General features: G+C 44.4%; 16 protein-coding genes. All 16 read left to right on the forward strand.

Annotated features, from left to right (window positions below):
- The first annotated feature begins 113 nt into the window (after positions 1–113).
- The 16 genes from uvrB (at position 114) to hisIE (ending at position 17661) form a co-directional block, all read left to right on the forward strand.
- Positions 114–2093: an excinuclease ABC subunit UvrB gene (gene uvrB / locus AC3ANL_RS04680; protein WP_488328103.1), complete on the forward strand. Its 1980-nt coding sequence runs from the start codon at positions 114–116 to the stop codon at positions 2091–2093.
- Positions 2094–2100: 7 nt separating this feature from the next.
- Positions 2101–4974, forward strand: coding sequence for an excinuclease ABC subunit UvrA (uvrA, locus tag AC3ANL_RS04685; protein WP_488328104.1), 2874 nt, complete (start codon positions 2101–2103; stop codon positions 4972–4974).
- 205 nt (positions 4975–5179) lie between these two features.
- Positions 5180–6292, forward strand: coding sequence for a DUF4097 family beta strand repeat-containing protein (locus tag AC3ANL_RS04690; RefSeq protein WP_488328105.1), 1113 nt, complete (start codon positions 5180–5182; stop codon positions 6290–6292).
- A 206-nt stretch (positions 6293–6498) separates the two neighbouring features.
- Positions 6499–7434, forward strand: a complete 936-nt coding sequence (gene hprK, locus AC3ANL_RS04695) for an HPr(Ser) kinase/phosphatase (protein ID WP_488328106.1) — start codon at positions 6499–6501, stop codon at positions 7432–7434.
- A 15-nt stretch (positions 7435–7449) separates the two neighbouring features.
- Positions 7450–8265: a prolipoprotein diacylglyceryl transferase gene (gene lgt / locus AC3ANL_RS04700; protein WP_488328107.1), complete on the forward strand. Its 816-nt coding sequence runs from the start codon at positions 7450–7452 to the stop codon at positions 8263–8265.
- Positions 8266–8318: 53 nt separating this feature from the next.
- Positions 8319–9263, forward strand: coding sequence for a nucleoside recognition domain-containing protein (locus AC3ANL_RS04705; protein WP_488328108.1), 945 nt, complete (start codon positions 8319–8321; stop codon positions 9261–9263).
- Complete coding sequence (gene ppaX, locus AC3ANL_RS04710; protein WP_488328109.1) at positions 9256–9900, forward strand: pyrophosphatase PpaX; 645 nt, start codon at positions 9256–9258, stop codon at positions 9898–9900. Before AC3ANL_RS04705 ends, ppaX begins: the two co-directional genes overlap by 8 nt.
- A gap of 5 nt (positions 9901–9905) precedes the next feature.
- A complete protein-coding gene (locus tag AC3ANL_RS04715; protein ID WP_488328110.1) occupies positions 9906–10451 on the forward strand; it encodes an acyltransferase in 546 nt (181 codons plus the stop codon).
- 179 nt (positions 10452–10630) lie between these two features.
- Positions 10631–11803 carry an ATP phosphoribosyltransferase regulatory subunit gene (locus AC3ANL_RS04720; RefSeq protein ID WP_488328111.1) on the forward strand — a complete coding sequence of 391 codons (1173 nt, stop codon included), beginning with the start codon at positions 10631–10633 and terminating at the stop codon, positions 11801–11803.
- On the forward strand, positions 11796–12434 hold the full coding sequence (gene hisG / locus AC3ANL_RS04725; protein ID WP_488328112.1) for an ATP phosphoribosyltransferase: 639 nt from the start codon (positions 11796–11798) through the stop codon (positions 12432–12434). Before AC3ANL_RS04720 ends, hisG begins: the two co-directional genes overlap by 8 nt.
- Complete coding sequence (gene hisD / locus AC3ANL_RS04730) at positions 12435–13703, forward strand: histidinol dehydrogenase (RefSeq protein WP_488328113.1); 1269 nt, start codon at positions 12435–12437, stop codon at positions 13701–13703. It abuts the gene before it with no gap.
- 517 nt (positions 13704–14220) lie between these two features.
- Positions 14221–14808, forward strand: coding sequence for an imidazoleglycerol-phosphate dehydratase HisB (gene hisB, locus AC3ANL_RS04735; RefSeq protein WP_488328114.1), 588 nt, complete (start codon positions 14221–14223; stop codon positions 14806–14808).
- Positions 14809–14943: 135 nt separating this feature from the next.
- Entirely contained in the window at positions 14944–15570 is a 627-nt protein-coding gene (gene hisH, locus AC3ANL_RS04740) for an imidazole glycerol phosphate synthase subunit HisH (protein ID WP_488328115.1), read from the forward strand.
- Complete coding sequence (hisA, locus tag AC3ANL_RS04745; RefSeq protein ID WP_488328116.1) at positions 15567–16292, forward strand: 1-(5-phosphoribosyl)-5-[(5-phosphoribosylamino)methylideneamino]imidazole-4-carboxamide isomerase; 726 nt, start codon at positions 15567–15569, stop codon at positions 16290–16292. Before hisH ends, hisA begins: the two co-directional genes overlap by 4 nt.
- Positions 16289–17050 (forward strand): imidazole glycerol phosphate synthase subunit HisF, encoded by a 762-nt coding sequence (hisF, locus tag AC3ANL_RS04750; protein WP_488328117.1) that lies wholly within the window; start codon positions 16289–16291, stop codon positions 17048–17050. The genes hisA and hisF overlap by 4 nt, the downstream gene beginning before the upstream one ends.
- Positions 17047–17661: a bifunctional phosphoribosyl-AMP cyclohydrolase/phosphoribosyl-ATP diphosphatase HisIE gene (gene hisIE / locus AC3ANL_RS04755; RefSeq protein WP_488328118.1), complete on the forward strand. Its 615-nt coding sequence runs from the start codon at positions 17047–17049 to the stop codon at positions 17659–17661. Before hisF ends, hisIE begins: the two co-directional genes overlap by 4 nt.
- Positions 17662–17697: the final 36 nt, after the last annotated feature.

The following is a 17697-nucleotide window of genomic DNA, read 5'->3' on the forward strand; positions in this document are numbered from 1 at the left end:
TTGGTGGTTTGGTTTTGGGGGAATGTGGTAGAATGTTAATATGTATTTTTAGGGAATCCACTTACCCGGCCAATAAACAGGGTTACAAGCTATTTCACGGGAGGAACTGAATTGTGAAAGACCAATTTGAATTAGTTTCAAAGTACTCACCACAAGGGGACCAGCCTGAAGCCATTCGTCAATTAGTGGAAGGCATCAAACAAAATAAGCGCCACCAAACACTACTTGGCGCCACAGGGACAGGGAAAACGTTTACCGTATCAAACGTGATTAAAGAGGTCAATAAACCTACCCTTGTGATTGCCCACAACAAAACGCTGGCCGGACAGCTCTACAGTGAGTTCAAGGAATTTTTTCCAAACAATGCTGTTGAGTATTTTGTCAGTTACTATGATTACTACCAGCCTGAAGCCTACGTGCCACAAACTGATACATTTATTGAAAAAGATGCCAGCATCAACGATGAAATCGATAAACTGCGCCACTCGGCGACCTCTGCCTTATTCGAACGGAAAGATGTCATCATCATCGCCAGTGTGTCCTGTATCTATGGTCTCGGTTCGCCGGAAGAATATCGTGAGATGGTTCTATCCCTTCGGACCGGTATGGAAATCGAGCGGAATCAGCTGCTGCGTCGTTTAGTCGACATTCAATATGAACGAAACGACATTGATTTTAAACGTGGGACGTTCCGTGTCCGCGGTGATGTTGTCGAGATTTTCCCCGTTTCACGTGATGAGCATTGCGTACGGGTCGAATTTTTCGGTGATGAGATTGATCGCATTCGCGAGGTTGACGCCCTCACAGGTGAAATCATGGGTGAACGCGAACATATTGCGATTTTCCCAGCCTCTCACTTCGTTACAAGGGAAGAAAAACTGCTGCTAGCCATTGAAAATATTGAAAAAGAACTGGAAGAACGGCTTGCCGAGCTTAGAGCAGAGGATAAATTGCTTGAGGCACAACGGATTGAACAACGTACCCGCTATGACTTAGAAATGATGCGGGAAATGGGTTTTTGCTCGGGGATTGAAAACTACTCCCGTCATCTGACATTGAGACCAGCCGGTTCAACACCATACACCTTGCTTGATTATTTTCCAGAGGATTTTCTGCTGATTGTTGATGAGTCCCATGTTACCTTACCGCAAATTAGGGGTATGTTTAATGGTGACAAAGCCCGTAAACAAGTGCTTGTGGATCACGGTTTCCGTCTGCCATCTGCACTGGATAACCGGCCGCTCACCTTTGATGAATTTGACAAGCATGTTCACAATGCTATTTTTGTGTCGGCAACACCTGGGCCATATGAGCTGGAGCATACACCAGAAATGATCGAGCAAATCATTCGCCCGACAGGACTCTTAGATCCAACGATTGAGGTCCGTCCGATTGAAGGTCAGATTGATGACCTCATTGGTGAAATCCATGAACGAGTGAAGAAAAACGAACGTGTCCTTGTGACGACACTGACTAAAAAAATGTCAGAGGATTTAACCGATTATTTGAAAGAAATTGGGATAAAAGTCCAATACTTGCATTCAGAGGTCAAAACGCTTGAGCGGATTGAAATTATTCGTGAGCTGCGTCTTGGTAAATATGATGTGCTGATTGGGATCAACCTGCTCCGGGAAGGATTGGATATTCCCGAAGTTTCACTTATCACCATTCTCGATGCGGATAAAGAGGGCTTCCTCCGTTCAGAACGGTCATTAATTCAAACCATTGGCCGGGCTGCCAGAAATGCTAATGGCCACGTCATTATGTATGCGGATAGAATCACCAACTCAATGGAGCTGGCGATTAGTGAGACGAAGCGGCGTCGTATCATTCAGGAAGAATACAATCGCAAGCATGGAATTACACCACAGACGATTCAAAAAGAAATCCGCGACGTGATCCGTGCTACCCATGCGGCTGAGGACCAAGAAGAGTACAAACCAGCGGCATCGTTCGGCAAGATGTCGAAGAAGGAAAAAGAGAAATTACTTGCTACGATGGAAAAAGAAATGAAGACCGAAGCAAAGGCGCTTAATTTTGAACGTGCGGCCGAGCTTCGTGATTTAATTTTGGAATTGAAAGCGGAAGGATGACGTTTACATGGCAATGGAAAAACTGATTGTGAAAGGCGCCCGCACCAACAATTTGAAAAATATAGATGTCACCATTCCGAGAGATAAGCTCGTTGTATTAACAGGACTTTCTGGTTCAGGAAAGTCCTCACTTGCCTTTGATACGATTTATGCAGAAGGACAGCGGCGGTATGTTGAATCCTTATCTGCCTATGCACGGCAATTTCTTGGACAGATGGATAAGCCGGATGTGGATGCCATTGAAGGATTATCCCCGGCGATATCAATTGATCAAAAAACGACAAGCCGGAATCCGCGCTCGACCGTTGGGACGGTAACAGAAATCTATGATTATTTACGATTACTCTATGCAAGAGTCGGGCATCCAACCTGTCCAATTCATCATATTGAAATCTCCTCGCAAACCATCGAACAAATGGTTGACCGGATTCTCGAATATCCAGAACGAACCAAAATGCAAATTTTGGCTCCGGTTATATCCGGTCGCAAAGGAGCACATGTGAAGGTATTCGAGGATATTAAAAAACAAGGCTATGTTCGTGTTCGTGTAGACGGGGAAATGCTAGACCTTGGTGAAGAGATTGAACTTGAAAAAAATAAAAAACATTCGATTGAAGTGGTCATCGACCGAATAGTTGTGAAGGAAGGCATTTCGGCCAGAATTGCTGATTCACTTGAGGCTGCCTTGAAACTTGGTGGAGGAAAAGTAATTGTGGATGTGATTGGCGAGGAAGAGCTATTATTTAGTGAAAACCACGCTTGTCCAATATGTGGTTTTTCGATTGGCGAACTCGAACCACGGATGTTTTCCTTTAACAGTCCATTTGGCGCCTGTCCTGAATGCGACGGGCTTGGCGCTAAACTTGAAGTGGATCTTGACTTGGTCATTCCCAATAAGGATTTGACGCTGAAGCAGCATGCAATTGCACCATGGGAACCTACCAGTTCACAATATTATCCACAGCTATTAAAAGCCGTTTGTGACCATTTTGGAATTGATATGGATATTCCGGTGAAGGATATTCCTGATCATCAGCTGGAAAAAATCCTCTATGGATCAGGTAAAGAAAAAATCTACTTCCGTTATGAGAACGATTTTGGGCAAATCCGTGATGGAAAGATTGAGTTCGAAGGCGTGATGCGGAATGTCGAGCGGCGCTATAAAGAGACAAGCTCTGATTTTATCCGTGAACAAATGCAAAAGTACATGGGAGAGCAGCCATGCCCAACCTGTAAAGGCTACCGTTTGAAAAAAGAGACCTTAGCTGTCCTGATTAATGGCCGCCATATTGCAGAAGTGACCGATCTTTCCATTGTAGAGGCCCGTCAATTTTTCGCAGGATTAAACCTTTCGGAAAAAGAAATGCAAATTGCGAAACTGATTTTCCGAGAAATTAGTGAACGACTCGGATTCTTAGTTAATGTTGGACTAGATTATTTAACCCTTAGTCGAACTGCTGGAACCCTTTCAGGCGGTGAAGCCCAAAGGATTCGCTTAGCCACACAAATTGGTTCGCGACTCACTGGGGTATTATATATTTTGGATGAACCATCGATTGGATTACACCAACGTGATAATGACCGCTTAATCGGTGCATTAAAAGAGATGCGCGATATTGGCAACACCCTAATCGTTGTCGAGCACGATGAGGACACGATGATGGCTGCCGATTATTTGATTGATGTCGGCCCTGGTGCTGGTGCCCATGGCGGAGAAATTGTGTCAGCCGGAACACCTGCACAGGTAATGGCGGATCCGAATTCGCTCACAGGTCAATATTTATCCGGGAAAAAGTTTATTCCACTGCCGCTTGAGCGCCGGAAACCAGATGGCCGTTTTATTGAAATCAAAGGCGCTTCTGAAAATAATTTAAAAAATGTGAATGTGAAGTTTCCACTTGGCCTGTTTATTGCGGTTACGGGTGTGTCGGGATCTGGAAAGAGTTCACTTATTAATGAGATCCTTCATAAAGCTCTGGCGCAAAAGCTTCATCGTGCGAAAACAAAGCCTGGGGAACATAAGAGTATCAAGGGCATCGATTTATTAGAGAAGGTGATTGATATTGACCAATCACCAATCGGCAGAACGCCGCGCTCCAATCCTGCCACCTACACAGGTGTGTTTGATGATGTCCGTGATTTGTTTGCAACGACCAATGAAGCGAAGGTACGCGGTTATAAAAAAGGGCGTTTCAGCTTTAATGTGAAGGGCGGCCGTTGTGAAGCCTGCCGTGGCGATGGAATCATTAAAATTGAAATGCACTTTTTGCCAGATGTCTATGTACCATGCGAAGTATGCCATGGCAAACGCTATAATCGTGAAACACTGGAAGTGAAATACAAAGGTAAAAGCATTGCGGATATTCTTGATATGACGATTGAAGAAGCGGTTGAATTTTTCGAAAACCATCCAAAAATCAGCCGGAAGCTGCAGACGATTTTGGATGTCGGCCTAGGTTATATCAAGCTTGGTCAGCCGGCAACCACTCTATCAGGAGGCGAGGCACAACGGGTTAAGCTTGCTTCCGAGCTCCACCGCCGTTCGAATGGGAAATCGTTCTATATTTTAGATGAGCCGACAACCGGTCTTCATGTCGATGACATCGCTCGCTTGCTGGTGGTATTGCAGCGCCTCGTTGAAAATGGCGATACGGTTCTTGTGATTGAACACAATCTAGATGTGATTAAAGCCGCCGATTACCTTATTGATCTTGGTCCTGAAGGTGGCGACAAGGGCGGAACGATCGTTGCAACGGGAACACCCGAGAAAGTGGCAGAGACTCCTGAGTCCTATACAGGAAAATACTTAAAGCCCATCTTAGAGCGCGACCGCTTACGGATGAAACAACAAATCGAAGACAAAAGTGCCGTGAAGGCCTGAGTTTTGAAAAGAGCTGAAATCACTAGGGGATGCCTGTAGGATTTCAGCTTTTTTTTATCAAAAATTGGAACTCTCAGAAACTTTTTACCCTTTAGTTCGTAGTAAAGGAAGAGACCTGTTTTTCAGGGGCTTTATTAAAGTCGTAAAGATGTTATCAGCAGAATATGCTTTAAGTGATAAAAATATATAGCTGAGGTGGAAAATTATGAAAGAGGAAAGAAAACGGATATTACAAATGGTCGAGGAAGGGAAGTTAAAGGTTGATGAAGCATTGGCGCTGCTTGATGAACTGGAAAAAGCTCAGCAAACGATGGAGCAGAAGCAGGAGCAAATCGTCAACGACCTATCGACAACTGTTCAATTTGAAGAAGAAAAAAAGGAAGAACCATTCCAAGCGAAATACCAATCAACAAAGGATAAGGTTTTTGACTTTGTTGATTCAGCTTTGAAAAAAATTAAAGACTTTGATTTTGACTTTAACTTTGGTCAATCCGTGGATATTTCGCATATTTTTCAGCATGGTGACGTGGATTTGAAAAATATCGATATTGACGTGGCCAACGGTTCCGTGAAGCTGGCCGCATGGGACCAGCCGGACGTCAGGATTGAGTGCCAAGCAAAAGTGTATCGTGTTGAAAATCAGGACCAGGCCCGGCAAAACTTTTTACGAGATGTTATTTTTTCAGTGGAGCATCAGAAATTACGCTTTACGACACAGCAAAAATGGATGAAGGTGGAAGCCATCATATTTGTGCCAAAAGCACAATATGAGCGGATTCGCATCAGAATGTTTAATGGTTCTGTTACAGGCGAAGAAATGAATATCGATGACCTGCGCGTGAAAACAGCAAACGGAAAAATCATTCTTACCCAACTTCATGGAAAAAAAGCAGAAGTAGAAACGGCCAACGGGAAAATCAAGGTTGCTGGCAGTCAGTTTGATGAGGTGGAAACAGAGACGATTAATGGGGCGATCGAACTTGATGGCGATTTTAAAAAGGTTGAAATGCAGTCGTTTAACGGAAATATCAGCTTAAACGTGCGCGGAAACCGTTCTGAATTAATTCAGGCCAAAGCGACCACGGGCAGTATCGATATGTTTATCCCGGAAGGAACGCCGGTAAACGGAGAGCTGAAGACCAATCTTGGCGGTTTTAATGTCAATCTTGTCGGCATCCAAGTGCTGGAGGAAAAGAGTGAAATGATTCAAAAATCACTCCGCTTCCAATCTGTTAATCATCCTGATCAAATGCTAAGAATCTATGCTGATACAAAAACTGGATCCATAACCATTAACAAATCTCCGGAAAATAAGTAGGCACTGACATTTTGGTGTCAGCTAGAGAAGCAATAAAGTGAGATATAAGTGTACACCATCCGAAATGGTGTACACTTTTTTGATTCTTCTATTTTTTTTTGAATAACTTCCGTTTGGTTCTTATTCAAAAAATGCTAAAATAAGAGTTATGAATTCTTCTAATTCTACTTTTCTAAAAAAACAATCCGTTTGAGGAGGAACGCTTCTTGCCAAAAGTACGTACCAAAGATATATTAGAGAAATTTCAGCTAGAATTAATCAGTGGTGAGGAAGGAATTAACCGCCCCATTACGATGAGCGATATATCAAGACCAGGGATGGAAATAGCCGGCTATTTCGAATTTTACCCTGCAGAACGGATTCAACTGCTAGGAAAAACAGAATTATCATTTTTCGAAAAACTTTCTCCAACTGACCGAATGACACGAATGGAGCTGTTATGCACAGATATTACCCCAGCCATTATTGTGACAAGGGGGATTGATATTCCTCCCGAGTTAATCGAGGCATCGGAACGGGAATCGGTTCCGGTTTTACGGACAGGCATGAAAACAACTCGGTTTTCCAGCCGTTTAACCAACTTTTTAGAAAGTAAGCTTGCGCCAACAACCGCTGTACATGGTGTATTAGTCGATATTTATGGGATTGGAGTGCTTATTACCGGCAAAAGCGGAGTCGGTAAAAGTGAAACAGCACTGGAATTAGTTAAACGCGGCCACCGGCTTGTGGCTGACGATTGCGTCGAAATTCGCCAAGAGGACCAGGATACGTTGGTTGGAACCTCACCAGAATTAATCGAGCATTTATTGGAAATACGCGGCTTAGGCATTATTAATGTCATGACCCTTTTTGGGGCAGGTGCTGTCCGCAGTAATAAACGAATTACACTTGTCATGAATCTAGAAATTTGGGATTCCAAAAAACAATATGACCGCCTTGGTTTGGATGAAGAGAAAATGAAGATTATTGACACCGAGGTCACTAAGATGACAGTCCCTGTTCGGCCAGGTCGTAACCTCGCTGTTATCATTGAAGTAGCGGCGATGAATTACCGTTTAAAACGCATGGGCGTGAATGCGGCCCAACAATTTACAGATCGTCTTTCGGATGTAATTGAAGACGGCGACCATGAAGAAATGTAGGGGGAGAATAGACAAATGAACGAAACGATTCAGCCGCTTAACCCAATTGCCTTTTCGCTTGGTCCTATTGACGTGCATTGGTATGGAATTATTATCGGCTCCGGTTTGGCCCTTGCCTTGTATATAGCGATTAGGGAAGCCAATCGAAGAGGACTGCCGAAGGATACATTTGCTGATTTAATGCTTTGGGCAATCCCCATTGCAATTATCTCCGCACGAATTTATTATGTCATTTTTGAATGGGAGTACTATGCGAATCACCCGGCAGCGATTCCGCAAATTTGGAATGGCGGAATTGCCATTCACGGCGCACTAATTGGCTCTGTGATTACCACTATTGTGTTTGCCAGAAAAAGGGGACTTTCCTTTTGGAAAATTACCGACATTGCCGCACCTAGTCTTATTCTCGGCCAAGCGATTGGACGCTGGGGTAATTTTATGAACCAAGAGGCCCATGGCGGTGAAGTGACCAGGGCATTTCTCGAAAACCTGCACTTACCGAATTTTATTATCAATCAAATGTATATTGACGGTGCCTATTATCACCCAACATTCTTATATGAATCAATCTGGGACTTTGCTGGTTTTATCATATTAATCCTGCTTCGCCGTGCTAATTTCCGTCGTGGCGAGCTGTTCCTTTCCTATGTGATTTGGTATTCGGTCGGCCGCTTTTTCGTTGAGGGCTTACGTACGGATAGCTTGATGCTAGGCAGCCTTCGCATGGCACAAACCATTTCGATTGCCCTTGTGATAGGCGCGGTGGTCATCCTTATCTATCGCCGGACAAAGCATCAATCAGAGGCGCGTTATTTGGATCAAACGAATTAGTATATAAAAAACTGAAAGACATTAGGATGTTCTAAACAAAGGAGTTTGGGGAAATGGTATTGAACTCAATAAAAAAGGGGTTACTGGTTGGTTTTAAGACAACATGGACATTAGGAAAAGTTATTTTTCCTGTTACGCTTATTGTGGCCATTCTGCAATATACACCTGTTCTCCCCTGGCTAATGAAGTTGATTTCTCCGCTCATGGAGTTACTAGGCTTGCCTGGGGATGCGGCCATTCCACTGGTACTTGGAAATTTTCTTAACCTATATGCCGCGATTGGTGCGATCCTCACACTTGATTTCTCTGTCAAACAGGTATTTATTTTGGCAGTGATGCTATCCTTTTCACATAATTTGTTTATCGAATCAGGCGTGGCCATGAAAGCAGGTGTGAAGTTGTGGGTGGTCCTGGTGACAAGACCGGGGCTCGCCCTCCTTTCAGCCGCAGTGATTAATCTCGTTTGGCATGGCGGGGGAGAAGCTGCTAAGTACGGCTTCATTGAATCAAGTGCGGAACAAGCTAGTGGTGTTGCTGGAATTTTACTAGAGGCGGTTCAAAAGGCTGGACTTGGCATTTTGCAGCTAGCGATAATTGTCATTCCACTCATGATCGTGATTCAAATTTTAAAAGATTTACAATGGCTCCATAAATTTTCAAAAACGATGGCTCCAGTTACTAAAACACTTGGAATGAAGGAAAATACCTCAACGACAATGGCGGCCGGTTTATTATTTGGTCTAGCCTACGGTGCAGGAGTCATGATTCAAGCTGTTAAAGAAGATGGAGTGAGCAAAAAGGATATTACCTTAGCCTTTATTTTTCTAATGGCTTGTCATGCGGTTGTCGAAGATACGTTAATCTTTTTACCGCTTGGCATTCCGGTGCTGCCCTTGTTTTTAATCCGGCTCGGAGTTGCGATTGTGTTAACTTTGGTTGTCGGTACCATTTGGAAGCGCTCAGGACTTATCAGCAGAAAGGAAGCCACCTATGACTAACAAAATTACGACTGTACTCTTTGATTTAGATGGGACACTCATTGATACAAATGAATTAATTATTACTACTTATATGCATACATTGGAAAAATATTATCCAAGCACCTATAGCCGCGAGGATGTTTTGCCGTTTCTTGGACCAACGCTGAATGAGGCTTTTGGCGGCATAGACCCTGACCGAGTGGAAGAACTGATTACGGAATACCGCGCCTTTAACATCGCCAAACATGACGAGCTTGTGAAGGAATTTCCCAATGTATCCAAAACGGTTCAGACTCTGAAGGAGCGGGGCTATAAGCTTGGAGTAGTCACAACGAAACGGTTGGATGTTACCCTTAAGGGGCTGCGCCTGATGAACCTGGAGCCGTTGTTTGAGGTGATTGTCGCCTATGAACATGTTAGCAAGACAAAACCGGATCCAGAGCCAATTTTTAAAGCACTCGAACAGTTGGGGTCTTCTCCATCAGAAACCATTATGGTCGGCGATAATTATCACGATATTTTAGCAGGAAAAAATGCCGGTACCATGACGGCAGGTGTGGCCTGGTCTATTAAGGGCAGGGAGTATGTGGCAAAATATGAACCAGATTACATGTTAGAGGACATGGCAGACTTATTAACCGTTCTCGGAGAGTGAGAAGCATGAGAAACACGACCCGCTATCCTGTTGAAGGTGCGAACTCCTTATGGCACGTTTACAAGACCGTGCCCTTTTGGAAGGTTGTTAAAAATTTTATGGTGATTCAATTAGCCCGTTATACACCCTTTTTGGGGATGAAAAATTGGCTGTATCGTGTATTTTTAGGACTCAAGGTCGGGGAGCACACATCCTTTGCCTTGATGGTGATGCTGGATGTGATGTTTCCCGAAAAAATCAGTGTCGGCCGCAACACAGTCATCGGCTACAACACGACCATTCTAGCTCACGAGTATTTAATTAAAGAATACCGGCTAGGCCCTGTTTCGATTGGCAGTGAAGTGATGATTGGCGCAAATTCCACGATTCTCCCTGGTATAACGATTGGTGACGGGGCGATTGTTTCAGCAGGTACGCTGGTGCATAAGGATGTTCCACCCGGAGCGTTCGTGGGTGGAAACCCCATGCAGGTCATCTATACCAAAGAAGAAATGGCAGAGCGCCGTTTAGATGATCCAATTTATGGAGTAAAAAATAGGGAAGAATGTTAATGGACCTGGTTTTGAAACCGGGTTTTTTACTAGCTTAAGTTGACGGAATTGTTCGAACACAGTCGAAGACTTTCGCTTTTTTTATTGACGAATATCTTTTCAAGGATTAAAATACAACTATTAACTTTAATTCTCTAACATATTAGCGAACTAAAGCAAAACGGAAGAGGGTGAACAGGATGAGTCACTTGTTTATGTTTGAAAAGCCACTGGGAATGCGGGATACGCTCCCGGAATTATATGAAAAAAAACATCGTGTCCGTTCCTTAATGGCAGAAACGATGAAACTTTGGGGCTATCAATTTATCGAAACACCAACATTGGAATATTATGAAACTGTTGGAGCAGCATCAGCGATTGCTGATCAGCAGCTTTTTAAATTACTTGACAAAGAAGGGCACACACTGGTGCTCAGACCTGATATGACTGCACCTATTGCCCGGGTGGCAGCCTCTAAGCTTTTAAATGAAGATTTGCCTGTCCGATTAGGCTATTCCGCCAATGTTTTCCGTGCCCAGCAGCGGGAAGGCGGCAGACCCGCCGAGTTTGAGCAAATTGGCGTTGAATGCCTGAACGAAGAAACGATTTCCTGTGATGGTGAGGTCATTGCTTTACTGATTTCTTCTTTAAAAAAAGCAGGATTGCAACAATTCCAAGTATCCATTGGTCATGTAGGCTTTGCCCAGGAATTATTTGTGCAAATCCTCGGTACGAACGGCAGGGCAACGGCGTTGCGGAAGTTTTTATTTGAAAAAAATTATGTAGGCTACCGGGAGCACGTGAACTCGTTGCCATTATCCACTATTGATAAACAAAGATTATTACAGCTTCTTGAATTACGTGGTGGAAATGAAGTGATCGGTCAAGCACTTGACATCATTGAAAATGACAAAGGTAAGCAAGCACTTCTCGAACTAAAAGAGCTGTGGGATGTCATCAGGGATTACGGCGTCGAGGCATATGTAAAATTTGATTTTACGATTGTCAGTCATATGAGTTATTATTCCGGGATATTATTTGAGGCTTATGCCGGTAATGTGGGCTTCCCGATCGGCAACGGCGGCCGCTATAGTTTAATTGAGAAATTTGGAAAAATCGCAAGTGCAACGGGGTTTGCAGTTCGGGTTGATATGCTGCTGGAGGCTCTTGGCGGCGAACCACTGGAAAATACGACTCACTGTATATTTTTCAGTCAGGAGCGGCGCAAGGAAGCCTTTCAACTCGCTGAAAATATGCACGAGCAAGGGAAAAAGGCTGTGCTCCAGGATATTACTGCTGTGAATAATCTGGATGCATTTACAAAAAGGTTTGCCGAGACAACTTACTTAATTGGAGGGCACGCTAATGAGTAACATACTAACAATTGCGATGCCAAAGGGGCGAATTTTTGTAGAGGCATTGGAGTTGCTCCGAAAAGCGGGCTACAAGCTGCCACCTGAATTTGATGATTCACGGAAATTGATTATTGATGTGGCCGAAGAAGGATTACGGTTTATTCTCGCAAAACCGATGGATGTTGCAACCTATGTGGAGCATGGGGTTGCTGATGTCGGCATTGCCGGAAAGGACGTTTTGCTTGAGGAGGAGCGCGATGTTTATGAACTGCTCGATCTCAAGATCAGCTATTGTTATTTAGCGGTGGCTGGCCTTCCGGATACAAAAATGAATGAAGTTGCACCGCGCGTGGCAACCAAATATCCACATGTGGCCGAGGCTTACTTCCGCGAACAGGGGGAGCAGGTTGAGATCATTAAATTAAATGGCTCCATTGAACTGGCACCAATTATCGGTCTCTCCGACCGGATTGTGGATATCGTTTCAACCGGACGAACCATGAGGGAAAACGGCCTGGTGGAATATGAAAGAATCGTCGATGTTACATCGCGGCTTATTGTCAATCCTGTTAGCTACCGGATTAACGACAAGCGGATTGACGAATTGGTGAAAAGATTGAGTGAAGTTGTTTCTGTGGGGGATTTTTAAATGAAAATACTTAAAGTGAACGAACTAGTTTCGATAAAACGCTCCATTGAAGCGGGTACCTCCGAGCAGCAGGAAGTCGTAAAAAAGATTATTACGGAGATTCGTACCCGTGGTGACGAGGCATTACGGGCATATACGGAGAAATTTGACCGTGTTCTGATGTCTACTTTTTCCGTAACGGAAGAAGAAATCGAGGCCGCTTATCAGCAAGTCGATCAGCAGTATATTTCAATCGTACGGGAAGCAGCTGAAAATATCCGGGTCTTTCATGAAAAGCAGCTTCGTCCATCGTGGATGACAACCGAAGAAAATGGGACTGTTCTTGGCCAAAAAATAACACCGTTAGATTCAGTGGGAGTATATGTGCCAGGAGGAACGGCCGCCTATCCGTCATCCGTTTTGATGAATGTCCTTCCGGCAAAGGTGGCCGGGGTGAAACGAATTGTGATGGTGTCACCACCTGACCGTGATGGGAACCTTCCAGCCGCAGTGCTTGTGGCAGCAAAAGAAGCGGGAGTCGAAGAGATTTATAAGGTCGGCGGAGCGCAAGCAATCGCGGCCCTTGCCTATGGGACAGAGTCGATTGCATCGGTTGATAAAATTACGGGTCCTGGAAATATCTTTGTGGCTTTGGCCAAACGAGAAGTATTCGGTGATGTCGATATTGATATGATCGCAGGTCCAAGTGAGATTGCTATTCTAGCAGATGATACCGCACTGCCAGATGAGGTAGCTGCAGACTTATTATCACAGGCCGAACACGACCCCCGGGCTTGCAGTGTGTTAGTGACACCGTCACTTGTCTTAGCAGAAGCGGTAGCCGTTGAGGTGGAAAAACAACTTGCGGTATTGCCGCGTAAGGAGATAGCCGCCCGTTCGATTGCGGACTATGGTGCTATCTATGTAACTAAAGACTTGGATGAAGCGGTGGAAACCGTGAATCAATTAGCACCAGAGCATTTAGAAGTCATCACTGATAATGCGATCGAGCTGCTTGGGAAAATTCGCCACGCCGGAGCCATTTTTATCGGACGCTATAGTTCCGAGCCTGTTGGCGATTATTTTGCCGGTCCGAACCATGTGCTGCCGACCAACGGAACAGCACGCTTCTCAAGCCCGTTGAATGTAGACGATTTTCAAAAGAAATCCAGTGTAGTGATTTATAGTGAAAAAGCCTTAAAGGCGAACGGCGCAAAAATCGCTGCCTTCGCTCGGATGGAAGGACTCGAAGCACACGCCCGTGCAATCGAAACTCGACTAAATAAATGATAGGGTATTGAGGACAAAACTCGGCGAGTGGATGATGGAAATGTCTTTAATAAGGCTTCTTGAGGACAAAACTCGGCGAGTAGATGATAGAAATGTCTTTAATAAGGCGTCTTGAGGACAAAACTTGGCGAGTGGATGATAGAAATGTCTTTAATAAGGATTCTTGAGGATAAAACCTGGCGAGTGGATGATGAAAATGTCTTTAATAAGGCTTCCTGAGGACAAAGCTTGGCGAGTGGATGATGGAAATGTCTTTAATAAGGCTTCTTGAGGACAAAGCTTGGCGAGTGGATGATAGAAATGTCTTTAATAAGGCGTCTTGAGGACAAAACTTGGCGAGTGGATGGCAAAACTGTCTTTAATAAGGCTTCTTGAGGACAAAACTCGTTGGGAAAACAGTGAAACTGTCTTCAATAAAGCTTCTCTCTTGGGGCCAGCCTCAAAATAACAAACAAACACTTTAAACCAGGCATAACTAATAAATATTGAAGAACAAAAAGTTCAGGAGGTCCCTTTCATGGAAAGAGTAGCAAGTATTGAACGCAATACCAATGAGACAAAAATTCAACTTTCATTAGACATTGACGGGGATGGCCAATCCAATCTTGAAACAGGTGTCCCTTTCCTTACGCACATGCTTGATTTGTTTACAAAACATGGGCAGTTCAACCTGACAGTGGACGCTAAAGGTGATACGGACGTTGATGATCACCACACAACCGAGGATATCGGAATCTGTTTAGGTTATGCACTTCGGGAGGCATTGGGTGACAAACGAGGCATCAAGCGTTATGGGAATGCGTTTGTACCTATGGATGAGGCCCTTGCACAAGTAGTGGTAGACCTCAGCAATCGCCCGCATCTTGAAATGCGTGCAGAGTTCCCCAGTCAAAAGGTAGGTACCTTTGATACCGAACTGGTGCATGAATTTCTCTGGAAACTTGCGCTTGAAGCGCGTATGAACCTCCATGTGATTGTACATTATGGACAAAATACACACCATATGATCGAAGCCGTTTTTAAAGCATTAGCCAGAGCGCTCGACGAAGCAACCACCATTGATCCGCGTATCAAAGGCGTGCCGTCAACAAAAGGAATGTTATAATTTGGAAATTGGTGCTTGACACCCATACTACGTCAAGCACTGTGCAAACCGTACCTGTACGGTGTAGGTGAGTTTCTATAAAATTTTGGCGGTGTAAGTAAGGCAACGCTGCTCAAAGAGAAGGTGAACACGAACATGATTGGCATTGTAGATTACGGGATGGGAAATCTTTTTAGTGTAAGCAAAGCGCTCGAGCGGCTTGGTGCCGACTATTTCATTTCTGCTGAGAAATCTAAGTTGCTTGAGGCGGACGCGTTAATTCTTCCGGGTGTTGGTTCATTCCGTGATGCAATGGAACGGTTACCGGCAGAAACCATTAAGGAATTTGCCGCAACAGGGAAGCCGCTTCTTGGAATTTGCCTCGGCATGCAATTACTTTTTGAAGAAAGTGAAGAAAATGGCCCAACGAAGGGATTGGGGTTATTGCCTGGCAGTGTTCGTCGTTTTCCTGGTACAACGAAGGATGGGGAGCACTACAAAGTGCCGCATATGGGATGGAATCGGCTAGAATTTGTCAACGAATCTCCATTGTTAAACAATCTTAACGAAGATTACGTCTATTTCGTGCATTCCTACTATGTGGCTGCAGAAAATTCGGAAGTCCTCCTTGCAAAGGCTGATTACCATGAACAAGTTTCAGCTGTAGTTGGCAGGGACAATGTCATGGGCATGCAATTTCACCCGGAAAAAAGCAGCAAATTAGGAATGGCTCTTTTAAATAACTTTTTACAAATGGTGGAAGAAAGGAAGGTGGCACGATGAGCCTCACGATTTATCCAGCAATTGATATGCGGGGCGGCAATTGTGTCCGTCTTCTCCAAGGGGACTATAATCAAGAAACAATTTACGGTGACTCCCCATTTGATATGGCTCAGACCTTTGCGGCAGATGGAGCTGAATGGATTCATATGGTGGACCTTGATGGTGCAAAGGACGGCAGGCGGGTCAATGACCGATTTGTCATCGAGGCTGCTCAAAAGCTGATTGCCAAAGTTCAAATCGGCGGCGGTATTCGTTCCGAGGCGGATATCCTCCACTATCTAGACAATGGTGTCGATCGTGTCATTATTGGTAGTATCGCAGTATCCAACCCAGAATTCGCCATTGATATGATAAAAAAATATGGTGCAAACATTGCAGTCGGGATTGATGCGAAAAATGGGTTTGTGGCCACGCATGGCTGGATTGAAACTTCGAAGCTGAAAGCAATCGAATTGGGCAAACGGTTTGCAGACGCAGGTGCCGAGACCTTTATTTTTACCGATATTGCGACAGATGGGACACTAGCAGGACCAAATATTGCTGCGGTTTGTGAAATGGCAGAAGTCACCGGGAAGCACGTCATTGCTTCAGGCGGGGTCAGCAGTCTTGCAGATTTAAAAGCAATCGCCGCTAATGGGATTAGTGGAGCAATTGTCGGTAAGGCCCTTTACGAAAATCGCTTCACTTTAAAGCAAGCCTTGAAAGAGGTGGAAATCAAATGACATTAACAAAGAGAATTATTCCTTGCCTCGATGTGAAAGAAGGAAGGGTCGTAAAAGGAGTTCAATTTGTCCAGCTTCGCGATGCCGGAGACCCGGTTGATTTGGCACGATTTTATGATGAACAAGGGGCAGACGAGCTTGTATTTTTAGATATTTCAGCCTCTGTCGAAGGCCGGAAAACGATGGTAGAAGTTGTTAAAGCTGTCGCATCCGAATTGGCGATCCCGTTTACAGTTGGCGGAGGAATCAACGCCTTAGAAGATATGAAGAAAATTCTTCGTGCCGGTGCAGACAAAGTCTCACTGAATACGGCGGCTGTCTTAAATCCCGAGCTCATTAAAGAAGGTGCCAGCTATTTCGGCTCCCAATGCATCGTGGTCGCAATTGATGCGAAATATGATCCTCAGCTAGGGACATGGCGAGTCTATACGCATGGCGGACGAACACCTACTGCTAAGAAAGTAGTCGATTGGGCTGTCGAAGCAGCCGAGCTTGGTGCAGGTGAAATTTTATTAACTAGTATGGACAGTGATGGGGAGAAAAATGGTTTCGATCTAGAACTGACGAAAGCTGTTAGTGAAGCCGTTTCAATACCTGTTATCGCATCAGGCGGTGCGGGAAATGCTGAACATTTTGAAGATGCATTTTTAGCAGGAAAGGCCGATGCAGCCCTTGCAGCTTCAATTTTTCATTATAAAGAAACTTCGGTTCATGAAGTAAAAAATTATTTACGGGAAAAAGGAGTGAGCATACGATGAATGTTCGATTTGATGAAAAGGGACTTGTCCCAGCCATTGTCCAGGATGCTGGAACAAAAGAAGTGTTAACCCTTGCATATATGAATGAGGAATCATTGGCTAAAACGTTAGAAACCGGTGAAACCTGGTTTTACAGCCGCTCTCGTCAGGAATTGTGGCATAAGGGTGCAACAAGCGGAAATACGCAAACGGTTGTCAACATCAGCTATGATTGCGATCAAGATGCGTTATTGGTACTTGTTTATCCAAAAGGACCTGCTTGTCACACAGGAGCAGTCAGCTGTTTCTCTGAACGCGTTTATGAGGGTTCAAATTTGGGAGATTATCAAATTCTGCAATCACTTGAAAAAGTGATTTTGGAACGCGAGAAGGAACGGCCAGAGGGCGCCTATACTACCTATCTTTTTGAAAAAGGCGTCGATAAAATATTGAAAAAAGTCGGCGAGGAAGCGTCTGAGGTCATCATCGCCGCAAAGAACAGAAGTCATGAGGAACTTAAGTGGGAAGCAGCCGATTTGCTTTATCACCTGCAAGTTTTGTTGGTAGAACAAGAGCTTCCATTCAAAGAGGTACTAAAAACACTAGAAGAACGACACAAAGACCGGTCCTAATGGGATCGGTTTTTCCTTTTTATAGAGAGAAACCCC

The organism is Neobacillus sp. DHD-1R, assembly GCF_057747995.1.